Source organism: Serratia sp. CC22-02 (genome assembly GCF_900182895.1).
GTDB lineage: Bacteria > Pseudomonadota > Gammaproteobacteria > Enterobacterales > Enterobacteriaceae > Serratia > Serratia nevei.
This window is the reverse complement of the sequence record NZ_FXUD01000001.1, coordinates 1,013,181-1,034,067: the sequence shown is the minus strand read 5'-3', so window position 1 is coordinate 1,034,067 and position 20,887 is coordinate 1,013,181. Positions and strand designations below refer to the sequence as shown.

Genomic DNA, 20,887 nt, shown 5'->3' with positions numbered 1-20,887 from the left:
ATTATTCAATACCGTATTTTTTCTCGGTTACGAATGCGGGTTCTTTCCAGTTTGGACCTTTTTTATAGCCACCTTTTCCATTAGATGATACATCCCCTTTTTCTCGCATACTTTTCACTAATGAAATCAGTTCAATGTTTGATATACGTTTATTACCATACATAGTGCAATACCCATCTAATTGAGGATGAGATATCCCGTTTTCTTTTCGTCCCGACAAGAATAAAACTATGTCTCGGATTTGTTCATTTTCAAACATAGGTTTAAAATCAATCATATATAGCCTCTGGATTTATTCATCACCAGCTTTTAATGCTTCTGGTGTATATAATAGAGAGCGATCGCTACTTAATTTGTAATCTTCCAACGTCGCCGTATGAGTGTTATTCCACGTAGCACCATCGTCATCAGGTGATATTCCATCAGGAACACCAACTGCTCTATAACGCTCCAATTCCCTGAGTTCGTGGGTGTAAAAACGCTTGTCGGTATCGGTGGGCTGTACTTCTCCCTTCAGGATTTTTTCCAGGCGGTCAATCATCACCTTGTTATCGGGAGATTCTCCAAACCGCCCGGTATGCAGCTTCACCTTGTCCACGCCGGCGCGGTCAATGGTGGCAGTTTTCCAGTCCAGATTCTGAATTGGGCCACCGGCCTTGTCCGTGTTGTAGTCGCGACCACTGTATTGTCCTTTAGCGTTGGTTTCACCATAGATACCACTGAGCATGACATAGACAGGCTCAACGCCGGTCCCCGTTGCATCAGGCTGCCAGTAGATAAAATCCTGCAGTGGCATGTCATCTGCAGGGAACGTCGTCGTGACGATACTGTCGGCCTGCTTTATCTCCGTACCGGTATGCACCGGCGTTACCGGCGCTGCAGGCGCAGGATTGCCGGTATGCCACGGCCCCGACGGGGCAGCGCCCGGGTTTATCAAAATGGTTCGCCCCGGCGCACCGGCCACCGCCGGCAAGGTGATCCGGTCCAGGCCGGTTTTTTCATCGCGCACCGGCCGATACACCGGCACGGTAGCGGAGACGCCGCTCGTTCCTGTTTTGACCAGTATTACCTCTTGCTGACCGTTATTCCCCCGGCGAATAAACCCGCGCACCGGCAAATTGACCGTGGTCATTTCCGGCTGAATCTGTGTTTTCCCTGCGGCAACCAGGCTGGCCGGAACGGTAAACATCTGTGTCAAATCACGACCCAGCAATTTATCAATATCGCTCTGACTTTCACCGGCTTTCCCCGGCCAGAATCCGAAAACGAAGGCGCCGACTGCCGGAGCTACCGCACTGAGCGTGACAACCCGGGAAACTTCGACGGCGCCGCGCCACACTCCACCGGATACCCAGCCGGCCAGCTCACTGGCGCTGGTCATCACGCTGTTGATCCATGTCGATAATTGTACCATACCGCCCGCGCGGTTGAGCACCATGACCCCGGCCGTGGCCATCGCGGCATTGGCCGCTTTTTTCATGCCGGGTGTATAGACCGGGGCGTCCAGTACGCCGGCTTTGGCGAACAGCGCTTTCCGTGCTGCTTCAGCCTTGCGGGCTTCCTCTGCCTTACGGGCCTCTTCGGCTTTGCGGGCTGCTTCCGCTCGACGGGCTTCCTCTGCCTTGCGAGCTTCCTCAGCTTTGCGGACCTCCTCTTCCTTCTCGCGCAGTTCACTTTCTAAATGTTCAATATTTTGTTTAGCTGCGTCAATTTCTAATTGTATTCTCTTCTCCTCTTCCAGTTTGTTACCCATCTCTTTTCTGGTCAATGATTGCTGCTCCCTAACCCAGGGCGTAGGTTTTTCTCTAGAGAAGAACCAGCTTTCATTATTCAGCTTTAAATATTCCTGATGTACTTTTCTCTTATTAGCTTCGTTTCGAAGAATGGTAAGACGTTCTTTGCTTACCTTTAACTTACTAATAATTGCTTTTAGGTTTGCTTTCTCGAATTCACTAAGTTGACTGCTTTCAGCTTTCTTGCTTAATGCATCAATATCCTTTTGAATTTCTTTAATTTTGTTGTCAGCTTCATTGACTTTATTAGCGTAAAACTGAATGGCTTTATCCGAATCCTCACGATAACTCTCTTTTGCTTCATTACTGAATGGCGTGATATCATCATCGTCAGGATCAAAAGCACTTATCGGTTTATTAATATCGGAAATTTTTTGATCCCAGATATGGGTAATATTACTCAATTCCTTCTGTCTATCAGGTAAACCCTCGCCAACCCATGCTTCTACAACCATATTGCTATCTGATAAGTCAAACCCTCGTTGCCACCCATGTCCATTCCAGTTGTATCCCATTGAAGTCATTACATCGCGTTCATACTGCGTTGTATCTTCATATCGTGTCATAATCCGATCCCTCTTCAAATAGAACGATGTAATCAACGCGATGCCGAGCTGCGAATAACGCAGACATTATCGAACCGGGAAGCAGCTTTTGCATTTACACCGCCTTGACGCTCCCTTCCTTTACCATCACCGTAATTAAATCCATTCATAATTGAGTTCCTTTCCGTCATCGTGTTGTACGCGTGGTACTCACCTGTAAAGGCGCTGAGAGGCATTCAGTGCTAACCCCCCCAATATTGTTAATCAGGCGCGCTCAATGCCTTTTTCCAAGGCTGCCAGTCGTCTTTCAAAAGCCTCTCGTTCTGCTTCGCGCAGTGAGCGTTCTTCCTTAAGCGCCTCAACCAGCAACGCCACTATGCCGTTGATATTGATGCTGCGGGCATCTTTCAGTACGCTGCCGTCATTGAGTTTCAGCTCGGTCTGGGCAACGGATTGGGGGAGAATTTCTTCCACTTCCTGTGCAATCACGCCGGCTTCCGGCACGCCCTGTTTGAGGTAGGTGTAGCCGCCGATGTTGGCCAGCCTGTCCAGGGCGCCGTCGATTGGGGTTATTTCCGTTTTCATACGGACGTCAGAGCTGATGTTCCACCCGCCGCCGGTGACGGCATAGCCGTCTTCTTTGAAAACGAACCAGCTATTTTTATTACCGTCACTCACGTTAATGACCAGCTCGTTGTACTTCACATGGTCGTGATGATAAATTTTTACGTGTTTGTTACCTGGATTAGGTAAATAAAGCCCGTTGGTGAGGGATTCCTGCGATTTATCGACATTCTCAGGCGGGCTTGCAGTGAACCATCCGTGAGCGTTGCGTTTGGTCAGTTGCCCAACAGACAGCTCGGCATTGGGTTTGACCCGGAGTTCATTCCAGTTTCCCTGCCAGTCGCGGTAAGAGAGCAGGCCATAATCCTCTTTGCCGGCGACCACGCGTGACCCCATCAACATGGCCGTAGTGACGTTACCGCTGGTGAAGTCGGTATGTACGGCAGCCGCATCATAGACCTGCCCATTAATAAGTGGGGCTGGACCGGTGGTCGCGGTGGAGATGCCGGCATTATGCGACACCATCGCCCCGCCGGAGATATCTACGCCGTTGCGCAGAGCCACCCGACCGGAAACCAGATTGAACGAGAAGGGGCGCAGCGTGTTCCACTGCCCGTCCTGGGCCTGCCCGTTTGGTGTGGTCAGGGCATAAAAATCTTTGCCATCGTTACGCAACATCACGCCGGTGTTGCCGTTGGCCAGTCGAAAGCCGTTGGCAGATTTTGAGACGATTTCATCGTCGCTGATGACCCGTTTGCGAAGGGTGGTGAGTGATTTAAGTTCGGTGATGTCGTCGTTGACGCCACTCTGTACCTGGGCATTTTTCTTTTGTTCAGCCATGATAATTCCTCAGTTTATTAATAAGTTCCTGCCATGGAAATGGCGCATGGTAACGCCTTAAAGACAGTTAACGACGCTGCGCATTTAAGGCGAAGATGGTTAAAAAAAGTACGAAATCTGTATGTATGAACAGTAGTTTGTGAGCATCAAGAATAAATATCAAATGATAATGACAATCGTTTGTTGTGTGGTGGATGAGACAAGAAAGTAGAACGGATGATTTCTGGCGATGACGTGATAACTTATTAATTTATAGACCAATGGTCATTTAAATTGACTGCTTAAGTGTGTTTGTTGTTCCGTTGCTCCCCACACCCATTTACTGCTTTGGCGATGGATGTGGGAACCGCGCATAAAACGCCAGCGGCAGGCCTGAAAAGAGATGAACAGCCCGGCGTTCGCGCCGGACTGCGGGTTTGTCTTGGCTAGACGAGAATATCGGCGGAGGCGTCGACCTGCCCAACGATTTTAACCAGGAAATCAGGCAATTGATTGCCGGAGAGATTGATGGCCAGATCGGTGACATTCTGCTGCGCGTCATAATTCAGCGCCGCTTCATACAACGAGCCGCTTAAACTATTCACGAAGTGCAACTCGCTCCCTTCTGCCTTAGCCGTCTGGTTGATCCACGAGAGATCGATTTTATCCACCGCCGTCTGGAAATCACGGATCCAGTCCGGTGCGGCGGCTTGGCTGTCGCCGACTGCGCGGAAGACAAAGGTGTCCGCGCCTGCATTGCCCCAGAGCTGATCGGCGCCGCCGGCACCGTAAATGATGTCGTTGCCTGCACCGCCTTTTAGCGTATTGTTCAGTGCGTTGCCCACTAAAATGTCGGCGCCGCTGCCGCCGATGATATTTTCAATCTGCGCGCCGTAGGCGATGGCGATATTCGCCTTCAAGCCGCCCACATCTGAGAATGCGCCTTCGTTAATGTTGATTCGCTGATCCTGGCTGTAGCCTGAAAAATCCAGCGTGTCATTGCCGCCGGCATCCCAGATAGCCGCCACGATTTTGTCCGTGGACGTCTTAACGCTCAAAAAGTCTCTGTCCGTATTCGAGTTGAAACCATAGGTGGTATCGCCGGTGCGCGTGGTGGTATTCGCGCCGTACAGTTTCTGTATGGCGGTAATATCATCCAGCTGCGGCCCCGATGGCCAAACGCCTTTATAGTCAGCGCTGGTGTATTGCTCGCTAAAATAGCTCATTAAAGAATATTGATGATCGTCTTCATAATACTTCGCCGAGTTGGTGTAGGTGGGGTAAGTCGCGTTGGAGGCATCATAGTTTCCGGGGTGGGAGAGCCCGAGCGCATGCCCTATTTCATGGGTGAGCGTATCCCTGGCATAGTTATTGGTCTGCGGATTCGAAGCGTCGTAGCCTTTGTTGCCGCTGATCCAGATGGTGCTTTTAAGGTCGTTTTGCGTACTTTCATAGGAGGTGTAATTGCCCCCGCTGGCCGCCTTATAAAAACCAAACTTTATATCAGCGCTTTTGGCATCGGTGCCTTTGACCTCGGTGAAGGTGATATTGGCCACGTCCGACCAGGACTGCAATGAAAGCTTGGTTTGGGCCTGTTGGGCGGCGGTAAGCTGTGCGGATCCTGGCTTATCGCTGTCGGTATACACGGGGAAAGAGTAGGTTAATGCTGCCGCATGGTCGGTCACGCCTTTGCCATTGGCGGAATAATGGCTCCTCAGCAACAGATCTGAAACCTCCTCTGTGGCGTATGACGGTTTGCTGCTTCCCTCGCGATCGACTCTTTCATAATCGGTTAAATAATCTGAGATTTTATCGGTAGCTAATGACATATCAAACTCCTTTGGACGTTGACAATATTGCACCTAACGCTCTATATGCTCGTACACAGGTTTGAAAATAGGGGTAATTAGTGGGTTATCATTAGTTTGCCTCCTTGATCTGGCTTGAATATTGCGTTCAAGCGGGATATGTCCTTATCATTAATCACGGTGAGGAATTAATGGCGCGCAATGGTTGGCTGAAAGCAGTATAGGCAAAATTATTTTATTAATGAGTTATTCTTATATGAATCTTTTACATAAGATATGCGTAAAAGGCGTGCTTAAATAACTAGGTGGAATTAAATATTTATTTAATATTACCCTGTAATTGGCTCGCGAAGTTTACGTGACTGATTTATCTTTTTGCTTTTCATTAGTTTTTATCTGTGAATGGCGGCGAGTAGCCGCCATCGCTGCAATGCATATAGGCGGCTACACGCTGGCGATCGTCATTAATTGAGTACGGGATTATTAAGGACACTCGCGTACACCGATTAACTTGCCTGATACTTAAAAACAGTAGGTTCCCTGCGCCAGCACGAAGTTCATGTTTTTCAGCCCGGCATGCTGCTGCAGGCTGTTGCTGACGTCGAAGTAGACATAGGCCACTTTGAACTGGAGATCGCTGCGTGGCGTCCAGGTGGTTTCGACCTGATACTGATTGCCGATAAAGCGCGAGCCCTGCTCGCTGCCTTTCACCGGGCGCATCGGCCCGAGGTAGAAGGCATCCTCGCGGCGTTGCCGCCATAGCGCGTCCCAGCTGAAATCGATGGACAGGGTTTGCCACGGCGTAATCGTGACCGAAGGGTGGATGGCGATCAGGTTAGCCGGCGCCACCAGCCCGTTCTCGGTCAGGTAGGGCAGCTTGGGGTACATGGCGTTAAAGGTATTGAGCTGCCCATCGTGACCGTTTTTATCGCCGCTGGCGATGCCAATCTTGCCGCCGAAGCGCGGTTGCCAGCGCCAGTCGCTCACCGTATACCCGGCGTGCGCCGACGCCGACCAGGCGCGGATGTCACGCTGTTCTGCGCTGCCGAACTGCCAGGCGGCCTCGTTGTCCCAGTCGAATCCCTGCGCCGCGCCGAAAATGCGCGCGCCGACGGTATAACGCCGCTCTTGCCCGCTGAGCTGCGCGTAGTGGGCATCGTTATCCTCAAAGCCGAAGGTGTAGAGATCGAGCGCGGAAGCCAGCGCGGCCAGCGGCGTGGTGCCGTACAGCCCCCACACCTTTTGGCTGTTGTCGGTATCGTCGTCGAAACTGCCGGTTTTAAGGGTGACGGGATGGCCGATAAAGGCGTCGAGGCGGTTTTTATCCTTGGCCCAGCTGGCGCGGACGGCGTCGAAAGAACGGCGCACGTTGGGGCCGTCGCGGGTGCCCATCAGGTGTAGCGAACCCAGCGCAATCTCCTGGCGGCCGACCCGCAGGGTGCCGAGGCCGTAGGCGGTGGGCAGTTTTAAGTCCACATAGCCTTGGCCGAGATAGGCATGATCTTCGTCGGTCGGCTTGCGCCCGCGATCGCGCGGCGTGGCCAGTGACGATCCCAACTGAACATAGGCGCCAAAGTTGTCGCCATAGTCGAGGCGTGCGCCAATCAGCAGGCGCTGCATGAAGGTATCGTCGCGTCCGCCGCTCAGATCCCGTTGATCCGTCCATTCATAGCGCTCGCGCAGTGAACCGTCGAAAGACAGGGTGGCCGTATCGCCCAACGGGATGTTTTTCCAGGGGGACGCGGCGGGCTCCGCCGCCAGGGCAGGGAGCGTGGAGAACAGCAACAGTGCGGGAAGCGTGCGTTTCATCATGGATATCCGAAGAAAAAAGCGCGCCGCAGCGCGCCTTGGGTTTATTTAGCTGCCTGGTGAATTTCGGCGATGTAGCCGCCGGGGAAACGCACCAGCGCCGAGGTGCGGCGCTCCGCCGCCGTCGAACGCCACAGCACCTGCGCGCCGCTGGCCGTCGCTTTGGCCAGCGTGGCCGGCAGATCGTCGACGCCATAGCCGGTGCGCTCATGGCCGAACGGATAAGGCAGATGCCCGTCGGTGACGAAAATGCGCGTTTTGCCGAAGCGGGAGTCCAATTCGATCTGGCGGATCTTGCCGTTGTCGCTGCGGCCGATCGCCGTGTCGCTGACCTGTTCGTCGCTCACGACCTTGCCGTGCGAGAACGCCTGGTAGCTTTTCAGGAAATCGTTGACGCGGTAGGCGGAGAGATACAGGCGGTTTTCCGGCACGCTCAGCAGAGGCTTGTAATTAGGCGCCTTGGTGTGCCAATAGAGCTGCATGTTAACGCCGCCGGGCCACTGGATCACCGCGTCGCGGCCGATCGGATCGTCGAAAGGCGCAACCTGCACATCGGCGCCGGCGGCCCTGGCTTGGCGGATGGCGGCGTCCATATCCCTGACCAGAAAACCGTTGCGCTCGGTGCCGAACGGGTGCGGGATCGGCGTTTTGAAATCGAACACCGAGAAGCTGCCGGCCGGCGTCAGTATCAGCTGGGAGTAAGTTTCGCTCGGCGTGGGCGTGACGTTGACCAGCACGCGTTCGGTGCTGGTACCGCCGAAGGTTTTCAGAATACTGTCGACAAAGGCATCCATCTTGCCGCGTTCGACGTAAACATGGGTGGTGTCATATTGCGGCCCTACGGCGAGAGACGCCGTATCGGCCGCCCAGGACATTGCCGGGAGCAGCAGCGCAAGGGCCGATATCCTCAGCCGACGAGAAGAAATACCGATAATATGTTGCATGATGACCTCCAGGTAGCGGTTATTTTCCTGAGTAAAGTGTGATTCCCTATGACCTTTCCCGTCGGTTGAAAAATAAAAAAGAAAAGCGCAGTGCGCGGGGTGAAGCATTAAATAAGGGCGAGCGTCTGGCGCCTAGGAAAATATCACCCAGGTGCAGAACCTCTTTTTATTGGCATAAAAACGGTGGGCGCCTTTGGCGGCCGGGCCCGCAGCCGCTAAGGGGCGGCGATGAGAATAAGGCCCGCCTTGGCGCATATTGAGGTGAATCGAGGATAATCCATAACGGTGTTCTCCTGGATGGGATATATCGCATTAGCCAGCTGAGTTTACGGTCTTCATTGCCGTCTAAATATAAATACAGCATTAAAAGAATTGCCGCCCATCAAATTTTTATATGACTTGTTGAGTAAATACGAATAAGCGGAAAAATGAAATATAACGACGGGCGCTGCGGCTGGCGTTGAGCGGAGGCGGTGTTGATCTCGGGAGGAAAAACGGCCTGCCGAAGCAGGCCGTTGCGGGGTGTTTACGCCAGATCGAAACGATCGAGGTTCATCACTTTGTTCCAGGCGGCGACGAAGTCGTGGGCGAACTTCTCCTGCGCGTCGGCGCTGCCGTAGACTTCGGCCAGCGCGCGCAGCTGCGCGTGCGAACCGAACACCAGATCGACGCGGCTGCCGGTCCACTTGACCGCGCCGCTGCGGCGATCGCGCCCTTCGAACAGGCCGTCTTCACCGACCGGGTGCCAGGTGGTGCCCATGTCGAGCAGGTTGACGAAGAAGTCGTTGGTCAGTGCCTGCGGCCGCTGGGTGAACACGCCGTGCTGCGTGCCGCCGACGTTGGCGCCGAGCACCCGCAGCCCGCCGACCAGCACCGTCATTTCCGGTGCGGTCAGGGTCAGCAGCTGCGCCTTGTCGACCAGCAGCGTTTCGGCCGGCACGCGGTATTTGCCCTTCAGGAAGTTGCGGAATCCGTCGGCGAGCGGCTCCATCGCTTCGAAAGAGTCCACGTCGGTCTGCTCCTGCGAAGCGTCCATGCGGCCCGGCGCGAACGGCACCGTCAGGGCCAAACCGGCGTTCTTCGCCGCCTGTTCCACGCCCGCGGCGCCGGCCAGCACGATTAAATCCGCCAGAGAGACGCGCTTGCCGCCGGTCTGCGCATCGTTGAAGGTGCGTTGGATGCTCTCCAGCTTGGCCAGCGTCGCGGCGAGCTGCGCAGGCTGGTTGACCGCCCAGTCTTTTTGCGGCGCCAGGCGAATGCGCGCGCCGTTGGCGCCGCCGCGTTTGTCGGAACCGCGGAAGCTCGAAGCGGAAGCCCAGGCGGTGGAGACCAGCGCCGACACCGGCAGGCCGGAAGCCAGCACGGCGTTTTTCAGCGCGGCGATATCCTGCTCGTCGATCAGCGGATGATCGACCGCCGGGATCGGATCCTGCCAAATCAGCTCTTCCTGCGGCACTTCCGGGCCGAGGTAGCGAGGGCGCGGCCCCATGTCGCGGTGGGTCAGCTTGAACCAGGCGCGGGCGAAGGCGTCGGCCAGCTCCTCCGGGTGCTCATAGAAGCGGCGCGAAATCTTCTCGTAGGCCGGATCGAAGCGCAGCGACAGATCGGTGGTCAGCATGGTCGGGCGGCGTTTTTTGTTCGGATCGAAGGCGTCGGGAATGGTTTCACCGATGTCTTTCGCCACCCACTGATGCGCGCCGGCCGGGCTTTGGCTCAGCTCCCATTCGTATTCGAACAGGTGGCGGAAGAAGTCGTGGTTCCACTGGGTTGGGGTGGTGGTCCAGGTGACTTCCAGGCCGCTGGTGATGGCGTCTTTGCCGACGCCGGTGCCGAAGGTGCTGTGCCAGCCGAGGCCCTGCGACTCCAGCCCGGCCGCTTCAGGATCGGCGCCGACGTTAGACGCCGGGCCGGCGCCGTGGGTCTTGCCGAAGGTGTGGCCGCCGGCGATCAACGCCACGGTTTCTTCGTCGTTCATCGCCATGCGGGCGAAGGTTTCACGGATGTCGCGCGCGGCGGCCACCGGATCGGGGTTGCCGTCCGGGCCTTCCGGGTTGACGTAGATCAGGCCCATCTGCACCGCCGCCAGCGGGTCTTCCAGGTCACGGTCGCCCGAGTAGCGGCTGTTTGGCCCGCCGCTCAGCTCCAGCCAGATCTTCTCCGAACCCCAGTAGACGTCGTCCGGCTCCCAGGTGTCGGCGCGGCCGCCGGCATAGCCGAAGGTTTTGAAGCCCATCGATTCCAGCGCCACGTTGCCGGTCAGGATAATCAGGTCGGCCCAGGAGATATTGCGGCCGTATTTCTGTTTGATTGGCCACAGCAGGCGGCGCGCCTTGTCGAGGCTGACGTTGTCCGGCCAGCTGTTGAGCGGGGCGAAGCGCTGCTGGCCTTCGCCCGCGCCGCCGCGGCCGTCGCCGATGCGGTAGGTGCCGGCACTGTGCCAGGCCATGCGGATGAACAGGCCGCCGTAATGGCCGAAGTCCGCCGGCCACCATGCCTGCGAGTCGGTCATCAGGGCGTGCAGATCCTGTTTGACCGCCGCCAGATCGAGGCTGTTGAAGGCATCGGCGTAGTTGAAGTCTTTGTCCATCGGATCGGACAGGGGGGAGTGCTGATGCAGCGGTTTCAGGCTGAGCTGATTAGGCCACCAATCCTGATTGGTGGGGCCGTCTTGCGGTGCGGGCTGCTTGCCGCCCGAAAACGGGCATTTGCTTTCAGTTGTCATAATGCGCTCTCTGCTTCCGTAAAGGTGCTCCAGCCGCCGGGCGTGGAGCGGTTAACAAGGCATGCGGGTCAGGCTTGCGTCGGGTGTTGCGCTAAATAACTGAACTCAATGGAATCACATCGCCCCGGCCGCTAACGGGCACAGGGCGACTCATGGCTAAGCTTAGTCAGCGGCGGCGGAGAGATAAAATAGGAATGAGTGAATATTGCGATAGCTTGCGGCGATTTATGGGTGTGTTATTGATAGTCAGCACGCCGCCTTATCGACGCCGCAGCATCACCTTGAGCACCGCGTCTGCCAGCTTGCCGAACGGTGCGCGCAGCAGATCGGTGAAGTGCCAGCGGCTTTGGATGAAGACGCCCTTGGCGTGGCTCAGCGCCCGGAATCCTTCAATGCCGTGACAGGCGCCCATGCCGCTGGGGCCGATGCCGCCGAACGGCAGATCGTCCTGGGCAAAATGCAGCAGGGTGGCGTTGACGCTGACGTTGCCGGAGGTGGTGCGCGCCAGCAGCCTGTCCTGCAGGGGGCCGCCTGGGCCAAAGTAGTACAGCGCCAGCGGGCGCGGCCCGGCGTTGATAACGTCGATCGCTTCATCAAAGGCGGCGTAGGTGCGTATCGGCAGCAGCGGCCCGAAGATCTCCTCTTGCATGATCCGGCTGTCGTCGGGGGCGCCGACGATCAGCGTGGGGGCGAGGGTTTTCGGCCGTTCCGCCGCCGAGTCCGGGCGGTGGCCCACCGGAACGATCCGCGCGCCCCGCGCCTGGGCGTCGGTGAGCAGATCCTGCAAACGCTGGTAGTGCCTGTCGTTGATGATGGCGCCGTAGTCATGGCTCGTCGGCCCGTCAGGGTAAAACGCTTTGACCGCCGCGTCGTAGAGCGCGATGAAGTTTTCCACATCGTCCTGATGGATCAACAGGTAATCGGGTGCGATGCAGGTTTGGCCCGCGTTCGACAGCTTGCCGAACGCCAGGCTGTTAACGGTTCTGGCGGTGAGCGCGCCAAGCGCCACAACGGCAGGGCTTTTGCCGCCCAGCTCGAGCGTCAAGGGCACCAGATTTTTACCGGCCGCCTGCATGATCTGGCGGCCGATCGCCGTGCTGCCGGTGAACACCAGGTGATCGAACGCCAGTGCGCTGAACCCGGCCCCGACGTCCGGCCCGCCGGTCACCACAGTGACCTCATCGGCGGGAAACAGCGCCGCCAGCATGGTTTCGATGAGTTGGCTGGTGCGCGGCGTGAGCTCCGAAGGTTTCAGCATCACGCGGTTGCCGGCGGCCAGAGCGGTGGCCAGCGGGATGAAGGTCAACGAGAAGGGGTAGTTCCACGGCGCCATGATGCCAATCACGCCTTTAGGTTGGTATTGCACATAGGCGCGCCCGGCCTGGTACGGCAGGGCGACGTGGCGGCGTTCCGGCTGCATAAAGCGCTTCAGGTGGCGCAGCAGATAATCGATCGCCTGCACGGTAACCAGGATCTCCAGAATGTCGGTTTCGTATGGCGAGCGGTGGCCGAAGTCTGCGCTGACGGCCGCCGTCAGCGCGCCGCGCTCGGCCAAAATGGCGCTCCGCAGGCGGCGCAGGGCGGCTTTACGCTGAGCGATCGTCGGTTCGCCGTCGCGCAGGAAGGCATGGCGCTGGGCGGCAAGCCGTTGCTCCATCGTCGTGACGGTGTCATCTCCCTGCACGTGAATTCTCCTGATGCCGAGTGAACGCGGGAATGCGGTTTGCCGAACCCTGTTTGACCTTAAAGTGAGCTTTAAACCTATACTCGTTAAACGATCAACGCAAGATCGTCGGCCAACCGGGATGAGGGAGCCAGAGATCCCGGCGCCGCGCGCAGTATAAACCTTCTTTTTTAACCATAGTGTAAATGGGAGAAACGACATGGGTTATGTAACGACCAGCGATGGCGTCGAGATTTTCTACAAGGATTGGGGCCCCAAAAACGGCAAGGTTATCTACTTCCACCACGGCTGGCCGCTGTCCAGCGACGACTGGGATGCCCAGATGCTGTTCTTCGTGAACAAAGGATTCCGCGTGGTGGCGCACGATCGCCGCGGCCACGGCCGCTCCAGCCAGGTGTCGGAAGGGCACGACATGGACCACTACGCCGATGACGTCGCCGCGGTGGTAAGACACCTCGGCGTGCAGGGCGCGATGCACGTGGGCCACTCGACGGGCGGCGGCGAAGTGGTGCGCTATATCGTGCGCCACGGCGAGGACAAGGTGTCCAAAGCGGTGCTGATCAGCGCGGTGCCGCCGCTGATGGTAAAAACCGACGCCAATCCGCAGGGCACCCCCAAAGCGGTGTTCGATGATTTCCAGGCGCAGCTGGCCGCCAACCGGGCGCAGTTCTATTACGACGTGCCGGCCGGCCCGTTCTACGGCTATAACCGCCCGGGCGCCAAACCCTCTGAGGCCATTATCTGGAACTGGTGGCGCCAGGGCATGATGGGCGGCGCCAAGGCGCACTACGACGGCATTGTCGCCTTCTCGCAGACCGATTTCACCGAGGATCTCAAGAAGATTGCCATTCCGGTGCTGGTGATCCACGGCGACGACGATCAGGTGGTGCCTTATCAGGACTCCGGCGTGCTGTCGGCCAAGCTGGTGCAAAACGGCACGCTCCATACCTATAAGGGCGCGCCGCACGGCATCCCGACCACCCATGCCGATCAGGTCAACGCCGATCTGCTGGCGTTCGTGAACAGCTAAAGACTCAACGCGTCGCGAGCCTCGCCCCTTACCGGGCGGGGCTTTTTATTGGCTGCGGGAGAGCGGATCACCAATGATAGCTGATGCCCATATCGAGCTTGTCCGACGCATCGACGCCGGGCGTGTGCTGCGAAAGGTTATTGAATTCATAGTTAATGAACACCTGCATATTGCCGTTGAGCAACCAGGTGACCCCCAACTCCTCATAGTTCAATAAGTCCGTGTTCCGGCCTGCCCGGGCCTGTATCAAGCGGGTATAGCCGATGTTGGGTTGAATATGGTCCGTCAGCCGATATTTGGCGAGCGCTTCATAACTTGACGCCGAGCCGCGGTTAGCGGTTTGTTGCGGGCTGATGGCGTTGTCGCTTTGGGTGAACACGGCCGCAAGATAGATTTTTTTCGACGCATAGAGAACCCCTTCGGCCAGCGTGTCGATGCGCCGGCGATAACCGGCGGCGTGTTGCTGCCGCTGCGTGGTTTGAGACGCCGAGGCGGCGGCGATGAGGCTGAGCGTCGGCGTCAGCGCATAACGGAACGAGACCCCGAAACCGTTGCCGTTTTGTTTGCCCGGCGCTTGCCGTTCGTCGCCGTCTTTGAACTGGTATTGCAGCGCGAGGGCGGCGCGCCGCTGAAACAGGCTGAAAGGTTGGCGGTAAGTGAGCAGGTTATGCGCCCGGCCGCGCATAAAGTTGTCGATATAGTTGTAGGCCATCTCTCTAAACAGCGGAGAGCGATCGGTCAGTGCGGTCACATCATAAAGCACGCCCCAGTTGCGGCCGATATCGAGGCTGCCCAGGGCGGCGTTTTGCACGCCGATATAGGCGAGCCGGGTGCTGTTGCGCGTCGCGTCGGCGAAGCTGACGGTATATTCCCAGTGGGCGTAGGCCTGCCAGCGCGGCGCGAGCTTTTTTTTGCCTATCAGGCCGAAATAGAGGTAGCTGCGGTCGCCGTCGTCGCGTTCGTTTTGGCCGCTGTAGCGTCTGGCGATGATCGTGCCGTAGAAATTCAGGCTGCTTTGCTGCGATCCCGTCAACGACACGGCGAAGGCGCCGCGCGGTAACAAGGCCAGCAGGGGGAAAAGCATGCCCGCCGAAAAATTACGAGGATTGCGTTTTATCATGATGGCACCGTCCCTGTGCGCGGCAAGCCCGTGAGCTTGCCGCCCCGGCGAAGCTTAAGCGTGCGTTTCGCGTTTAAAGTAGCTGACGATCCCCTGAGCGATCGCCGTGGCAATTTTATTTCTGAAGGCGGGGGTGCCGAGCAGCCTTTCTTCCTCAGGGTTGGTGATGAAAGAGGTTTCCACCAAGACGGAAGGAATATACGGGGACTTTAAGACCACGAAGGCCGCCTGTTCGGTATTTTTGGCATGCAGATGATGGATGGGCGCAATATGTTGAATCAGGTGCGAGCCCAGCGCCAGGCTCTCTTTGATCGTTTCCGTCTGCTCCAAATCAAACAGTATCTTCTGCAAATAGCGGTCTTTCTTGATGACGTTAGGGCCGGCGAGATCGTCCGCCGCGTTTTCACTGTTCGATAAGTATTTAGCCATCGCGCTGCTGGCGCCTTTATTGGAAAGCGCAAAGACCGAAGCGCCGCAGGCGCTGGGGCAGGTAAAGCCGTCGGCGTGAATGGACATGAAAAGATCCGCGCCATGTCGGTGCGCGATCTCCACCCGATCGTAAAGCGGAATAAAAACGTCGCTGTCGCGCGTCAGGCGGGCATCGATGCCGTGTCGATCGAGCTGTGCACGCACATTTCTGGCGATCTCCAGAACGACATGTTTTTCCAGCGAACCGGTGTGGCCAATGGCACCGGAGTCGATGCCGCCATGACCGGGATCCAACATGACCAGGAATCTTTTTCGCGCCCCGTGAGGGCCGTTCTGCTTTTTGGGGCGTGGCAGGCCGTGGGCGTGAGCCAGCGGGGAAACGGCGCCGTTCAGCGCCAGGGCCGCCAGCCCTGCCAACATCATTCTGCGGCGAGATAACCGGGTGTTCAAAAGGTCCGTCTTAGCCATAAGGATAACCAGCATAAAAGGAAAGGGTGTTTTTGTTATAACATAACAATTCAGCGCATCGGCGGGGTTGTCTGTTAGCGGCTGTTACTTTTAATGTCATTCCTTAATTTCACTGGTTTTTTATACTGCATTTATTTTGTTTATTGAATGTTCATATTGCTATTTATTTGTTTTGTATTTGTTAATTCTTATTTTGACACACTATTTAATCTAATATTTCAAATGAGATTTATTCTCCTCTTTAATTGATATGTTATAACATAATTACTAAAACGGATAAAAAACGGGGTCTTTGCCGCCGGCATGAAGCCACTCACGTTTTTGGAGCGTTAACATGACTTTTAAACACCAGGAAAAAGAGACATTAAATATATTCGCCGTTCTCGCGGTCTCGTTAAGCACGGTCATCGCCATGCTCGACAGTACCATCGCCAACGTGGCACTGCCGGTGATCGCCAAAGATTTCGGCGTCTCCGAATCGGCCTCCATCATGATTATTAATGCCTACCAGTTTGCCGTCGTTGCCTCTTTGATGCCCTTCGCGGCGCTAGGCCGCGCGGTAGGCAATAAAAAGATCTTTATAGCCGGGGTGGTGCTGTTTGCTTTTTCATCCTTGGGCTGCGCGCTTTCCGCGACGCTGTCGATGCTGACGGCATTCCGGGTGATACAGGGCTTCGGTGCGGCGGCGGTGCTCAGCGTCAATGCGGCGCTGATCAAGGAGATATACCCGGAAAGGCTGCTGGGGCGCGGCCTGGGCATAAACGTAATGGTGGTGTCGGTTTCCGCCGCCGCCGGGCCCTCCATCGCCTCGGCGATACTTTCTCAAACGAGCTGGAACTGGCTGTTTACCATCAATGTTCCCATCGCCTGCCTGTCGCTGCTGCTGAGCCTGATCTTCCTGGCCCCCCGCGAGCGGCGCAGCGTTGTATTCGACAGCGGGGGCGCCCTGTTGGTGTTTGTGCTGTTCATCGCTTTCTCGCTCAGCACCATGAGCATGACCACCCACCATCTGCCGGCGGCGGCGCTGAGCTTTGCGGTATTCGCCGGGCTGGCCGGGTTGCTGTATATCAATCAGAAAAGAAAGGCCAACGCCGCGCTGATCCCGATCGCGATGCTGCATAACCCGACGCTGTCATTGTCTTTGCTGATGTCGATGCTGTCCTACAGCACCCAGCTTTTGGCTTTTGTATCGCTGCCTTTCTATTTCCACAATGTCCTGCAAAGAAACGTGGTGGACATCGGTCTGTTGCTGACCGCCTGGCCGCTGGCCACCATGGCGTCCTCGCTGATTTCCGGCGATTTGGCCAAGAAATACGATCCCAATCTTGTTGCCCTCTCGGGCCTTGCCTGTCTGCTGGCTGGCATGCTGCTGATGGCCAATCTGCCCAGCGATCCGTCGAATGGGGCGATCGTATGGCGCGTGGCGCTGTGCGGCATCGGTTTTGGCCTGTTTCAATCACCGAACAACCTGCTGATCATGACGTCGGTCTCCCATGAAAACAGCAGCATCGCCAGCGGCCTGTTGGGCAGTTCCCGGCTGATTGGGCAAATCGTCGGTTCGGCGTTAGTGGCGATTTTCTTCAATATGCGGGGCGCGCAAGCAACGAATATCAGTTTAATGGCGGGGGCGGCATTCTCGTTCCTTTCTCTGGTCGTGAGCTATATGCGCTTCAAGTCCGCCGTTACGTTAAAAACCAGCAAATAGAAGCACGAGGTTTCCCATGCGATTTATCCCATTAGTGCCGTTGGTTATCGGGATGGCGGCGTTTTCCCTTGCCGGCTGCACGACCTACCACGACGTGGCGTTGCAACAAAAAGAGACGGGGCTCAATAGCCAATATTACCTGCTGCAGCCGCCGGTCTATGTCGGCGACCAGTTGAAATATGGTCTGAAGGACGGCAGCGGCGGCGAGTTGACGGTGGCGAAGGTTGAACCGAAAGACTTGGTTGCCGACAGCGGAAAAATCATTCCTCTGTCGCAGCTCTCTTTCCTGCAACGCAAAGACCTTTCCACAGGAAAAACCGCCGCGTTGGTCGGCGGCGGCGCGGTCGCCACCACGGCAATCGTGTTTGTGGCCGGGATCACCATCATGGCCGCCGGCATCGCCGCGTCGGCCTAAAGCAGCCCATCGACGCACGCCGCCGAGCGTGCGCACAGGAGGCACCATGTGCGTCACAGTGAAATTTATCGCCACCGCTCTGCTGGCAATATTCGCCTTGCCGACCGCGCCTTGCGCCACCGCCGGCCAGCCGGCGGTGGCCGAACCGCCACAAAGCGTGGCGGCGCAAACGCTGCCCGGCAGCTACCCGCGGATCGTCATCACCGGCAACTGCCCCTTCGGCGTGATCCTGGCGAACGAGGCGGCCTACCGGCACGTCGTCGGCGTGGGGCCCTGGGCGTTCATGCATGCCGATAGGCATGTATTGGAGGACATGAAGCCGGATATCGGCAGGATCACCTCCGCCTTCATCAATAAGGACTACCGGGTCAACATGGAATCGTTAATGAATCTACGGCCCGACATTATTTATTACTACGGCAAAAGCCAGGACGATCGGCTGGAAAGGGCGGGCGTGATGACCGTCGATCTGGATGCCGGCGGGAAGACAAAATACCAGCCGATGGCTACCCAGGTGTATTGGGAGAACACTTTCGCCGACACGCTCGGCCTGCCGCGCACGCACAAATTCAAAGACGCCTGGGAAAAGACCCTGAAGCAGATCCGCCCCTATGCCGCAGCCATCCATGCGCAGCACGTCAGGGCGTTGTATCTCGAAGAAAGTGACGGCAGGCAGCTGAAGGTGAGTGGCCCGCATACCTACGGCGACACCTACCTGAAAATGGCCGGCATGGACAACGTCGCCGGGGACTTGCCGGTGAAAGGGGATGCCGGCAGGTACATCAACGTTTCGATGGAGCAGATCATGGCCTGGGACCCGGATGTGATTTTCGTGGTGTTCGGCAGCGCCAAAGCGCTGCTGCACGGGGGGATCCCCGGCCAGGCCTGGGAAACGCTCAGGGCGGTAAAAAACGGCAAGGTTTTCTCGACGCCGGTGGGCATTCATAACTGGGGGGGCCTGTCGGCGGAAACGTCGCTGCTGCCGCTGTTTATGATCAACCGCTATGCCCCTGAAGACATTAGCGACAAGACGCTGCGGGAGGAGACGCGCCGCTATTATCAGACGATGTTCTCCTATGCGATCCCGGACCGGTTGCTGGATGAGGTGCTGGCACAGCGCTAGAACCACGGTTGAATAGTATTCATTTAATGGGGGGAGCTTGGGGATGCCGGGCAGAGGAAAATATGTGGCGATCCTGGCGGGGCTGTTTTTGGCCTTGTGTGTGGCCGCCGTCGCATCACTGTTTGCCGGCCGCTACGCCTTGTCGGCCCATGATGTGATGCAGATTTTATGGCAGGGGAACATGCCGGGGGAAAACCAGGCCCGCTATTCGGTGATTTTTAACCTGCGCGCGCCGCGGGTGGTGGCGGTGATGCTGGTGGGCGGCGGGTTGGCGGTCGCCGGCGCGACCTTTCAGGCGGTGCTGAAAAACGCGTTAGCCAGCCCGGACGTGCTGGGCACCTCTTCCGCCTCCGCCTTTGGCGCTGCGCTGGGCATTTTATTGAGTTTGCCTTTTGCTCTGAGTGCCATGCTGTCGTTTCTTTTCGGCGTGGTGAGCTTGCTGTTGGTGCTCGGCATCTGCCGCCTGAAACGTCGGCAGGATGCGCTGACGACGATCCTGTCCGGCATGATTATCGCGTCGTTGTTTATCGCGTTTGTCTCGGTCATAAAATATGTCGCCGATCCGCAGGATACCTTGCCGGCGATCGTCTTCTGGCTGATGGGCAGCTTCGCTTCGGTGGCGAAAGCGCAGGTCTATTGGCTAATCCCGCTGTTTGCGGCGTGTTACCTGACAATCTATCGGCTCAGGTGGAAAATGAATATTCTCTCGCTGGGGGACGACGAGGCGCGCATTGCCGGCCTGAATCCGCCCCGGTTGAAGATCCTGCTGCTGATCGCCGCCTCCCTGCTGGTTTCCGCTTCGGTAAGCTTGGCCGGCGTGGTGGGATGGGTCGGCTTGGTGATCCCGCATCTGGTGAGAAGCGTGCTGGGGTATAACCACGGCCGCCTGATCCCGGTCTCGGCGCTGAGCGGGGCGTTGTTTTTGCTGGTGATAGACAATATCGCCAGAGGCGCCACCTACGCAGAAATCCCGATCGGCATCCTGACCGCGCTGATCGGTGCGCCGCTTTTCGCCACGCTTTTTATTATGGGTAATCGATATGATCACCGCTAGCCGACTATCCTTTGGTTTCAAAGGGCGGGAGCCCATTTTCGACAACGTCAGCTTCGAGCTTAAGCGCGGCGAGATCCTCAGCGTGCTGGGCCCGAACGGTGCCGGCAAAACCACGCTGCTGAGAAATATTGCGGGCCTGTGTCGGCCCAGCGCCGGCTGGTGCGAGATCGGCCGCGTCGATAATCGAGAGGCACGCCTGGCCTATGTGCCGCAGGCGAAGGCGCCACATTTTTCCTATGGCGTACTCGATTTTGTCACTTTCGGCTGCGTTCGTCAGGCCGGACTGTTTGCCCGGCCGGGAAAGCACGATTTCGCCAGGGCGCAGGCGGTGCTGCAATCCCTGGAAATCGGCCCGTTGGCGCAGAAAAGCATCGATCAGATCAGCGGCGGTGAACTGCAGATGTGTTATTTCGCCAAGGCGCTGATGGCAGATCCTGACGTCATGATCCTTGATGAACCGGAGTCGAACCTGGATTTTTACAATCAGGCAAAAATGATTGAGATGCTCTGGCGCCTCGCCAAAGAGCGGCAGATGACGATCGTGCTGAATACGCATTTCCTCAATTACGCCGAACGAATCTCCGACAAGTGTTTACTGATGACAAAACGGCAGTCGTTGTTTGGCGTTAAAAGCGCTGTGCTGCGGGAAGATATCCTGGAGCGCTATTTCCGGGTGCCGGTAAGAAAGTGCCACTATGAACACCAGGGCGCCGGCGAAGAAACCTTTATTATCGCTCTGCGCAATCTCGCCTGAGTTTCGGCTGCAAAGATTGCTTGAGGGATATCCCTCATTGCGGCCCCGCCGGCGGTTATTTAAGCTGAAAGGGCAACGTAACGGTGAATATGGAGATAATC

General features: G+C 56.9%; 16 protein-coding genes. 6 read left to right on the top strand and 10 right to left on the bottom strand.

Annotated features, from left to right (window positions below):
* Position 1 precedes the first annotated feature (1 nt).
* From QOL81_RS04945 to QOL81_RS04910, 8 genes are all read right to left on the bottom strand, one after another.
* Positions 2-277, bottom strand: a complete 276-nt coding sequence (locus QOL81_RS04945) for a hypothetical protein (RefSeq protein ID WP_072265420.1) — start codon at positions 275-277, stop codon at positions 2-4.
* Positions 278-292: 15 nt separating this feature from the next.
* A complete protein-coding gene (locus tag QOL81_RS04940) occupies positions 293-2,359 on the bottom strand; it encodes an S-type pyocin domain-containing protein (protein ID WP_283439704.1) in 2,067 nt (688 codons plus the stop codon).
* Positions 2,360-2,602: 243 nt separating this feature from the next.
* Positions 2,603-3,742 (bottom strand): tail fiber domain-containing protein, encoded by a 1,140-nt coding sequence (locus tag QOL81_RS04935; protein WP_283439703.1) that lies wholly within the window; start codon positions 3,740-3,742, stop codon positions 2,603-2,605.
* A gap of 425 nt (positions 3,743-4,167) precedes the next feature.
* Positions 4,168-5,550 carry a serralysin family metalloprotease gene (locus tag QOL81_RS04930; protein WP_070914566.1) on the bottom strand — a complete coding sequence of 461 codons (1,383 nt, stop codon included), beginning with the start codon at positions 5,548-5,550 and terminating at the stop codon, positions 4,168-4,170.
* 501 nt (positions 5,551-6,051) lie between these two features.
* Positions 6,052-7,341: an alginate export family protein gene (locus tag QOL81_RS04925; protein WP_197826901.1), complete on the bottom strand. Its 1,290-nt coding sequence runs from the start codon at positions 7,339-7,341 to the stop codon at positions 6,052-6,054.
* Positions 7,342-7,382: 41 nt separating this feature from the next.
* The gene (locus tag QOL81_RS04920; protein ID WP_283439702.1) at positions 7,383-8,282 is read right to left on the bottom strand and encodes a VOC family protein; all 900 of its coding nucleotides are present in this window, start codon (positions 8,280-8,282) and stop codon (positions 7,383-7,385) included.
* A gap of 526 nt (positions 8,283-8,808) precedes the next feature.
* Entirely contained in the window at positions 8,809-11,004 is a 2,196-nt protein-coding gene (gene katG / locus QOL81_RS04915; RefSeq protein WP_283439701.1) for a catalase/peroxidase HPI, read from the bottom strand.
* 259 nt (positions 11,005-11,263) lie between these two features.
* Positions 11,264-12,688, bottom strand: coding sequence for a coniferyl aldehyde dehydrogenase (locus QOL81_RS04910; RefSeq protein WP_283439700.1), 1,425 nt, complete (start codon positions 12,686-12,688; stop codon positions 11,264-11,266).
* Between the two features lie 199 nt (positions 12,689-12,887).
* Here QOL81_RS04910 and QOL81_RS04905 point away from each other — a divergent pair, with 199 nt between their 5' ends.
* Positions 12,888-13,718 carry an alpha/beta fold hydrolase gene (locus QOL81_RS04905; protein WP_197768063.1) on the top strand — a complete coding sequence of 277 codons (831 nt, stop codon included), beginning with the start codon at positions 12,888-12,890 and terminating at the stop codon, positions 13,716-13,718.
* A 67-nt stretch (positions 13,719-13,785) separates the two neighbouring features.
* Here QOL81_RS04905 and QOL81_RS04900 read toward each other — a convergent pair whose 3' ends face one another.
* Together QOL81_RS04900 and amiA are read right to left on the bottom strand one after the other, a co-directional pair.
* Entirely contained in the window at positions 13,786-14,838 is a 1,053-nt protein-coding gene (locus QOL81_RS04900; protein ID WP_283439699.1) for a porin, read from the bottom strand.
* A 54-nt stretch (positions 14,839-14,892) separates the two neighbouring features.
* Positions 14,893-15,735: an N-acetylmuramoyl-L-alanine amidase AmiA gene (gene amiA, locus QOL81_RS04895; protein WP_060420869.1), complete on the bottom strand. Its 843-nt coding sequence runs from the start codon at positions 15,733-15,735 to the stop codon at positions 14,893-14,895.
* 334 nt (positions 15,736-16,069) lie between these two features.
* On the opposite strand from amiA, the gene QOL81_RS04890 reads away from it, so the two are divergent.
* Genes QOL81_RS04890 through QOL81_RS04870 form a run of 5 tightly spaced genes read left to right on the top strand, consistent with a single transcriptional unit; the run spans position 16,070 to position 20,786 of the window.
* Positions 16,070-17,440 carry an MFS transporter gene (locus tag QOL81_RS04890; RefSeq protein WP_283439698.1) on the top strand — a complete coding sequence of 457 codons (1,371 nt, stop codon included), beginning with the start codon at positions 16,070-16,072 and terminating at the stop codon, positions 17,438-17,440.
* 16 nt (positions 17,441-17,456) lie between these two features.
* On the top strand, positions 17,457-17,855 hold the full coding sequence (locus QOL81_RS04885) for a hypothetical protein (RefSeq protein ID WP_223182167.1): 399 nt from the start codon (positions 17,457-17,459) through the stop codon (positions 17,853-17,855).
* A 46-nt stretch (positions 17,856-17,901) separates the two neighbouring features.
* Positions 17,902-18,978: an ABC transporter substrate-binding protein gene (locus tag QOL81_RS04880; RefSeq protein ID WP_283439697.1), complete on the top strand. Its 1,077-nt coding sequence runs from the start codon at positions 17,902-17,904 to the stop codon at positions 18,976-18,978.
* Positions 18,979-19,021: 43 nt separating this feature from the next.
* Positions 19,022-20,032, top strand: coding sequence for a FecCD family ABC transporter permease (locus tag QOL81_RS04875; protein ID WP_283439696.1), 1,011 nt, complete (start codon positions 19,022-19,024; stop codon positions 20,030-20,032).
* A complete protein-coding gene (locus QOL81_RS04870) occupies positions 20,019-20,786 on the top strand; it encodes an ABC transporter ATP-binding protein (RefSeq protein ID WP_283439695.1) in 768 nt (255 codons plus the stop codon). Before QOL81_RS04875 ends, QOL81_RS04870 begins: the two co-directional genes overlap by 14 nt.
* Positions 20,787-20,887: the final 101 nt, after the last annotated feature.

What these genes read in the sequence shown, in the direction of transcription:
- QOL81_RS04870 (WP_283439695.1), top strand. Translation starts at nt 20,019, where the DNA reads ATGATCACCGCTAGCCGACTATCCTTTGGTTTCAAAGGGCGGGAGCCC.
- amiA (WP_060420869.1), bottom strand. Translation starts at nt 15,735, where the DNA reads ATGGCTAAGACGGACCTTTTGAACACCCGGTTATCTCGCCGCAGAATG.
- QOL81_RS04885 (WP_223182167.1), top strand. Translation starts at nt 17,457, where the DNA reads ATGCGATTTATCCCATTAGTGCCGTTGGTTATCGGGATGGCGGCGTTT.
- QOL81_RS04925 (WP_197826901.1), bottom strand. Translation starts at nt 7,341, where the DNA reads ATGATGAAACGCACGCTTCCCGCACTGTTGCTGTTCTCCACGCTCCCT.
- QOL81_RS04935 (WP_283439703.1), bottom strand. Translation starts at nt 3,742, where the DNA reads ATGGCTGAACAAAAGAAAAATGCCCAGGTACAGAGTGGCGTCAACGAC.
- QOL81_RS04890 (WP_283439698.1), top strand. Translation starts at nt 16,070, where the DNA reads ATGACTTTTAAACACCAGGAAAAAGAGACATTAAATATATTCGCCGTT.
- QOL81_RS04905 (WP_197768063.1), top strand. Translation starts at nt 12,888, where the DNA reads ATGGGTTATGTAACGACCAGCGATGGCGTCGAGATTTTCTACAAGGAT.
- QOL81_RS04880 (WP_283439697.1), top strand. Translation starts at nt 17,902, where the DNA reads ATGTGCGTCACAGTGAAATTTATCGCCACCGCTCTGCTGGCAATATTC.
- QOL81_RS04875 (WP_283439696.1), top strand. Translation starts at nt 19,022, where the DNA reads ATGCCGGGCAGAGGAAAATATGTGGCGATCCTGGCGGGGCTGTTTTTG.
- katG (WP_283439701.1), bottom strand. Translation starts at nt 11,004, where the DNA reads ATGACAACTGAAAGCAAATGCCCGTTTTCGGGCGGCAAGCAGCCCGCA.
- QOL81_RS04945 (WP_072265420.1), bottom strand. Translation starts at nt 277, where the DNA reads ATGATTGATTTTAAACCTATGTTTGAAAATGAACAAATCCGAGACATA.
- QOL81_RS04900 (WP_283439699.1), bottom strand. Translation starts at nt 14,838, where the DNA reads ATGATAAAACGCAATCCTCGTAATTTTTCGGCGGGCATGCTTTTCCCC.
- QOL81_RS04940 (WP_283439704.1), bottom strand. Translation starts at nt 2,359, where the DNA reads ATGACACGATATGAAGATACAACGCAGTATGAACGCGATGTAATGACT.
- QOL81_RS04920 (WP_283439702.1), bottom strand. Translation starts at nt 8,282, where the DNA reads ATGCAACATATTATCGGTATTTCTTCTCGTCGGCTGAGGATATCGGCC.
- QOL81_RS04930 (WP_070914566.1), bottom strand. Translation starts at nt 5,550, where the DNA reads ATGTCATTAGCTACCGATAAAATCTCAGATTATTTAACCGATTATGAA.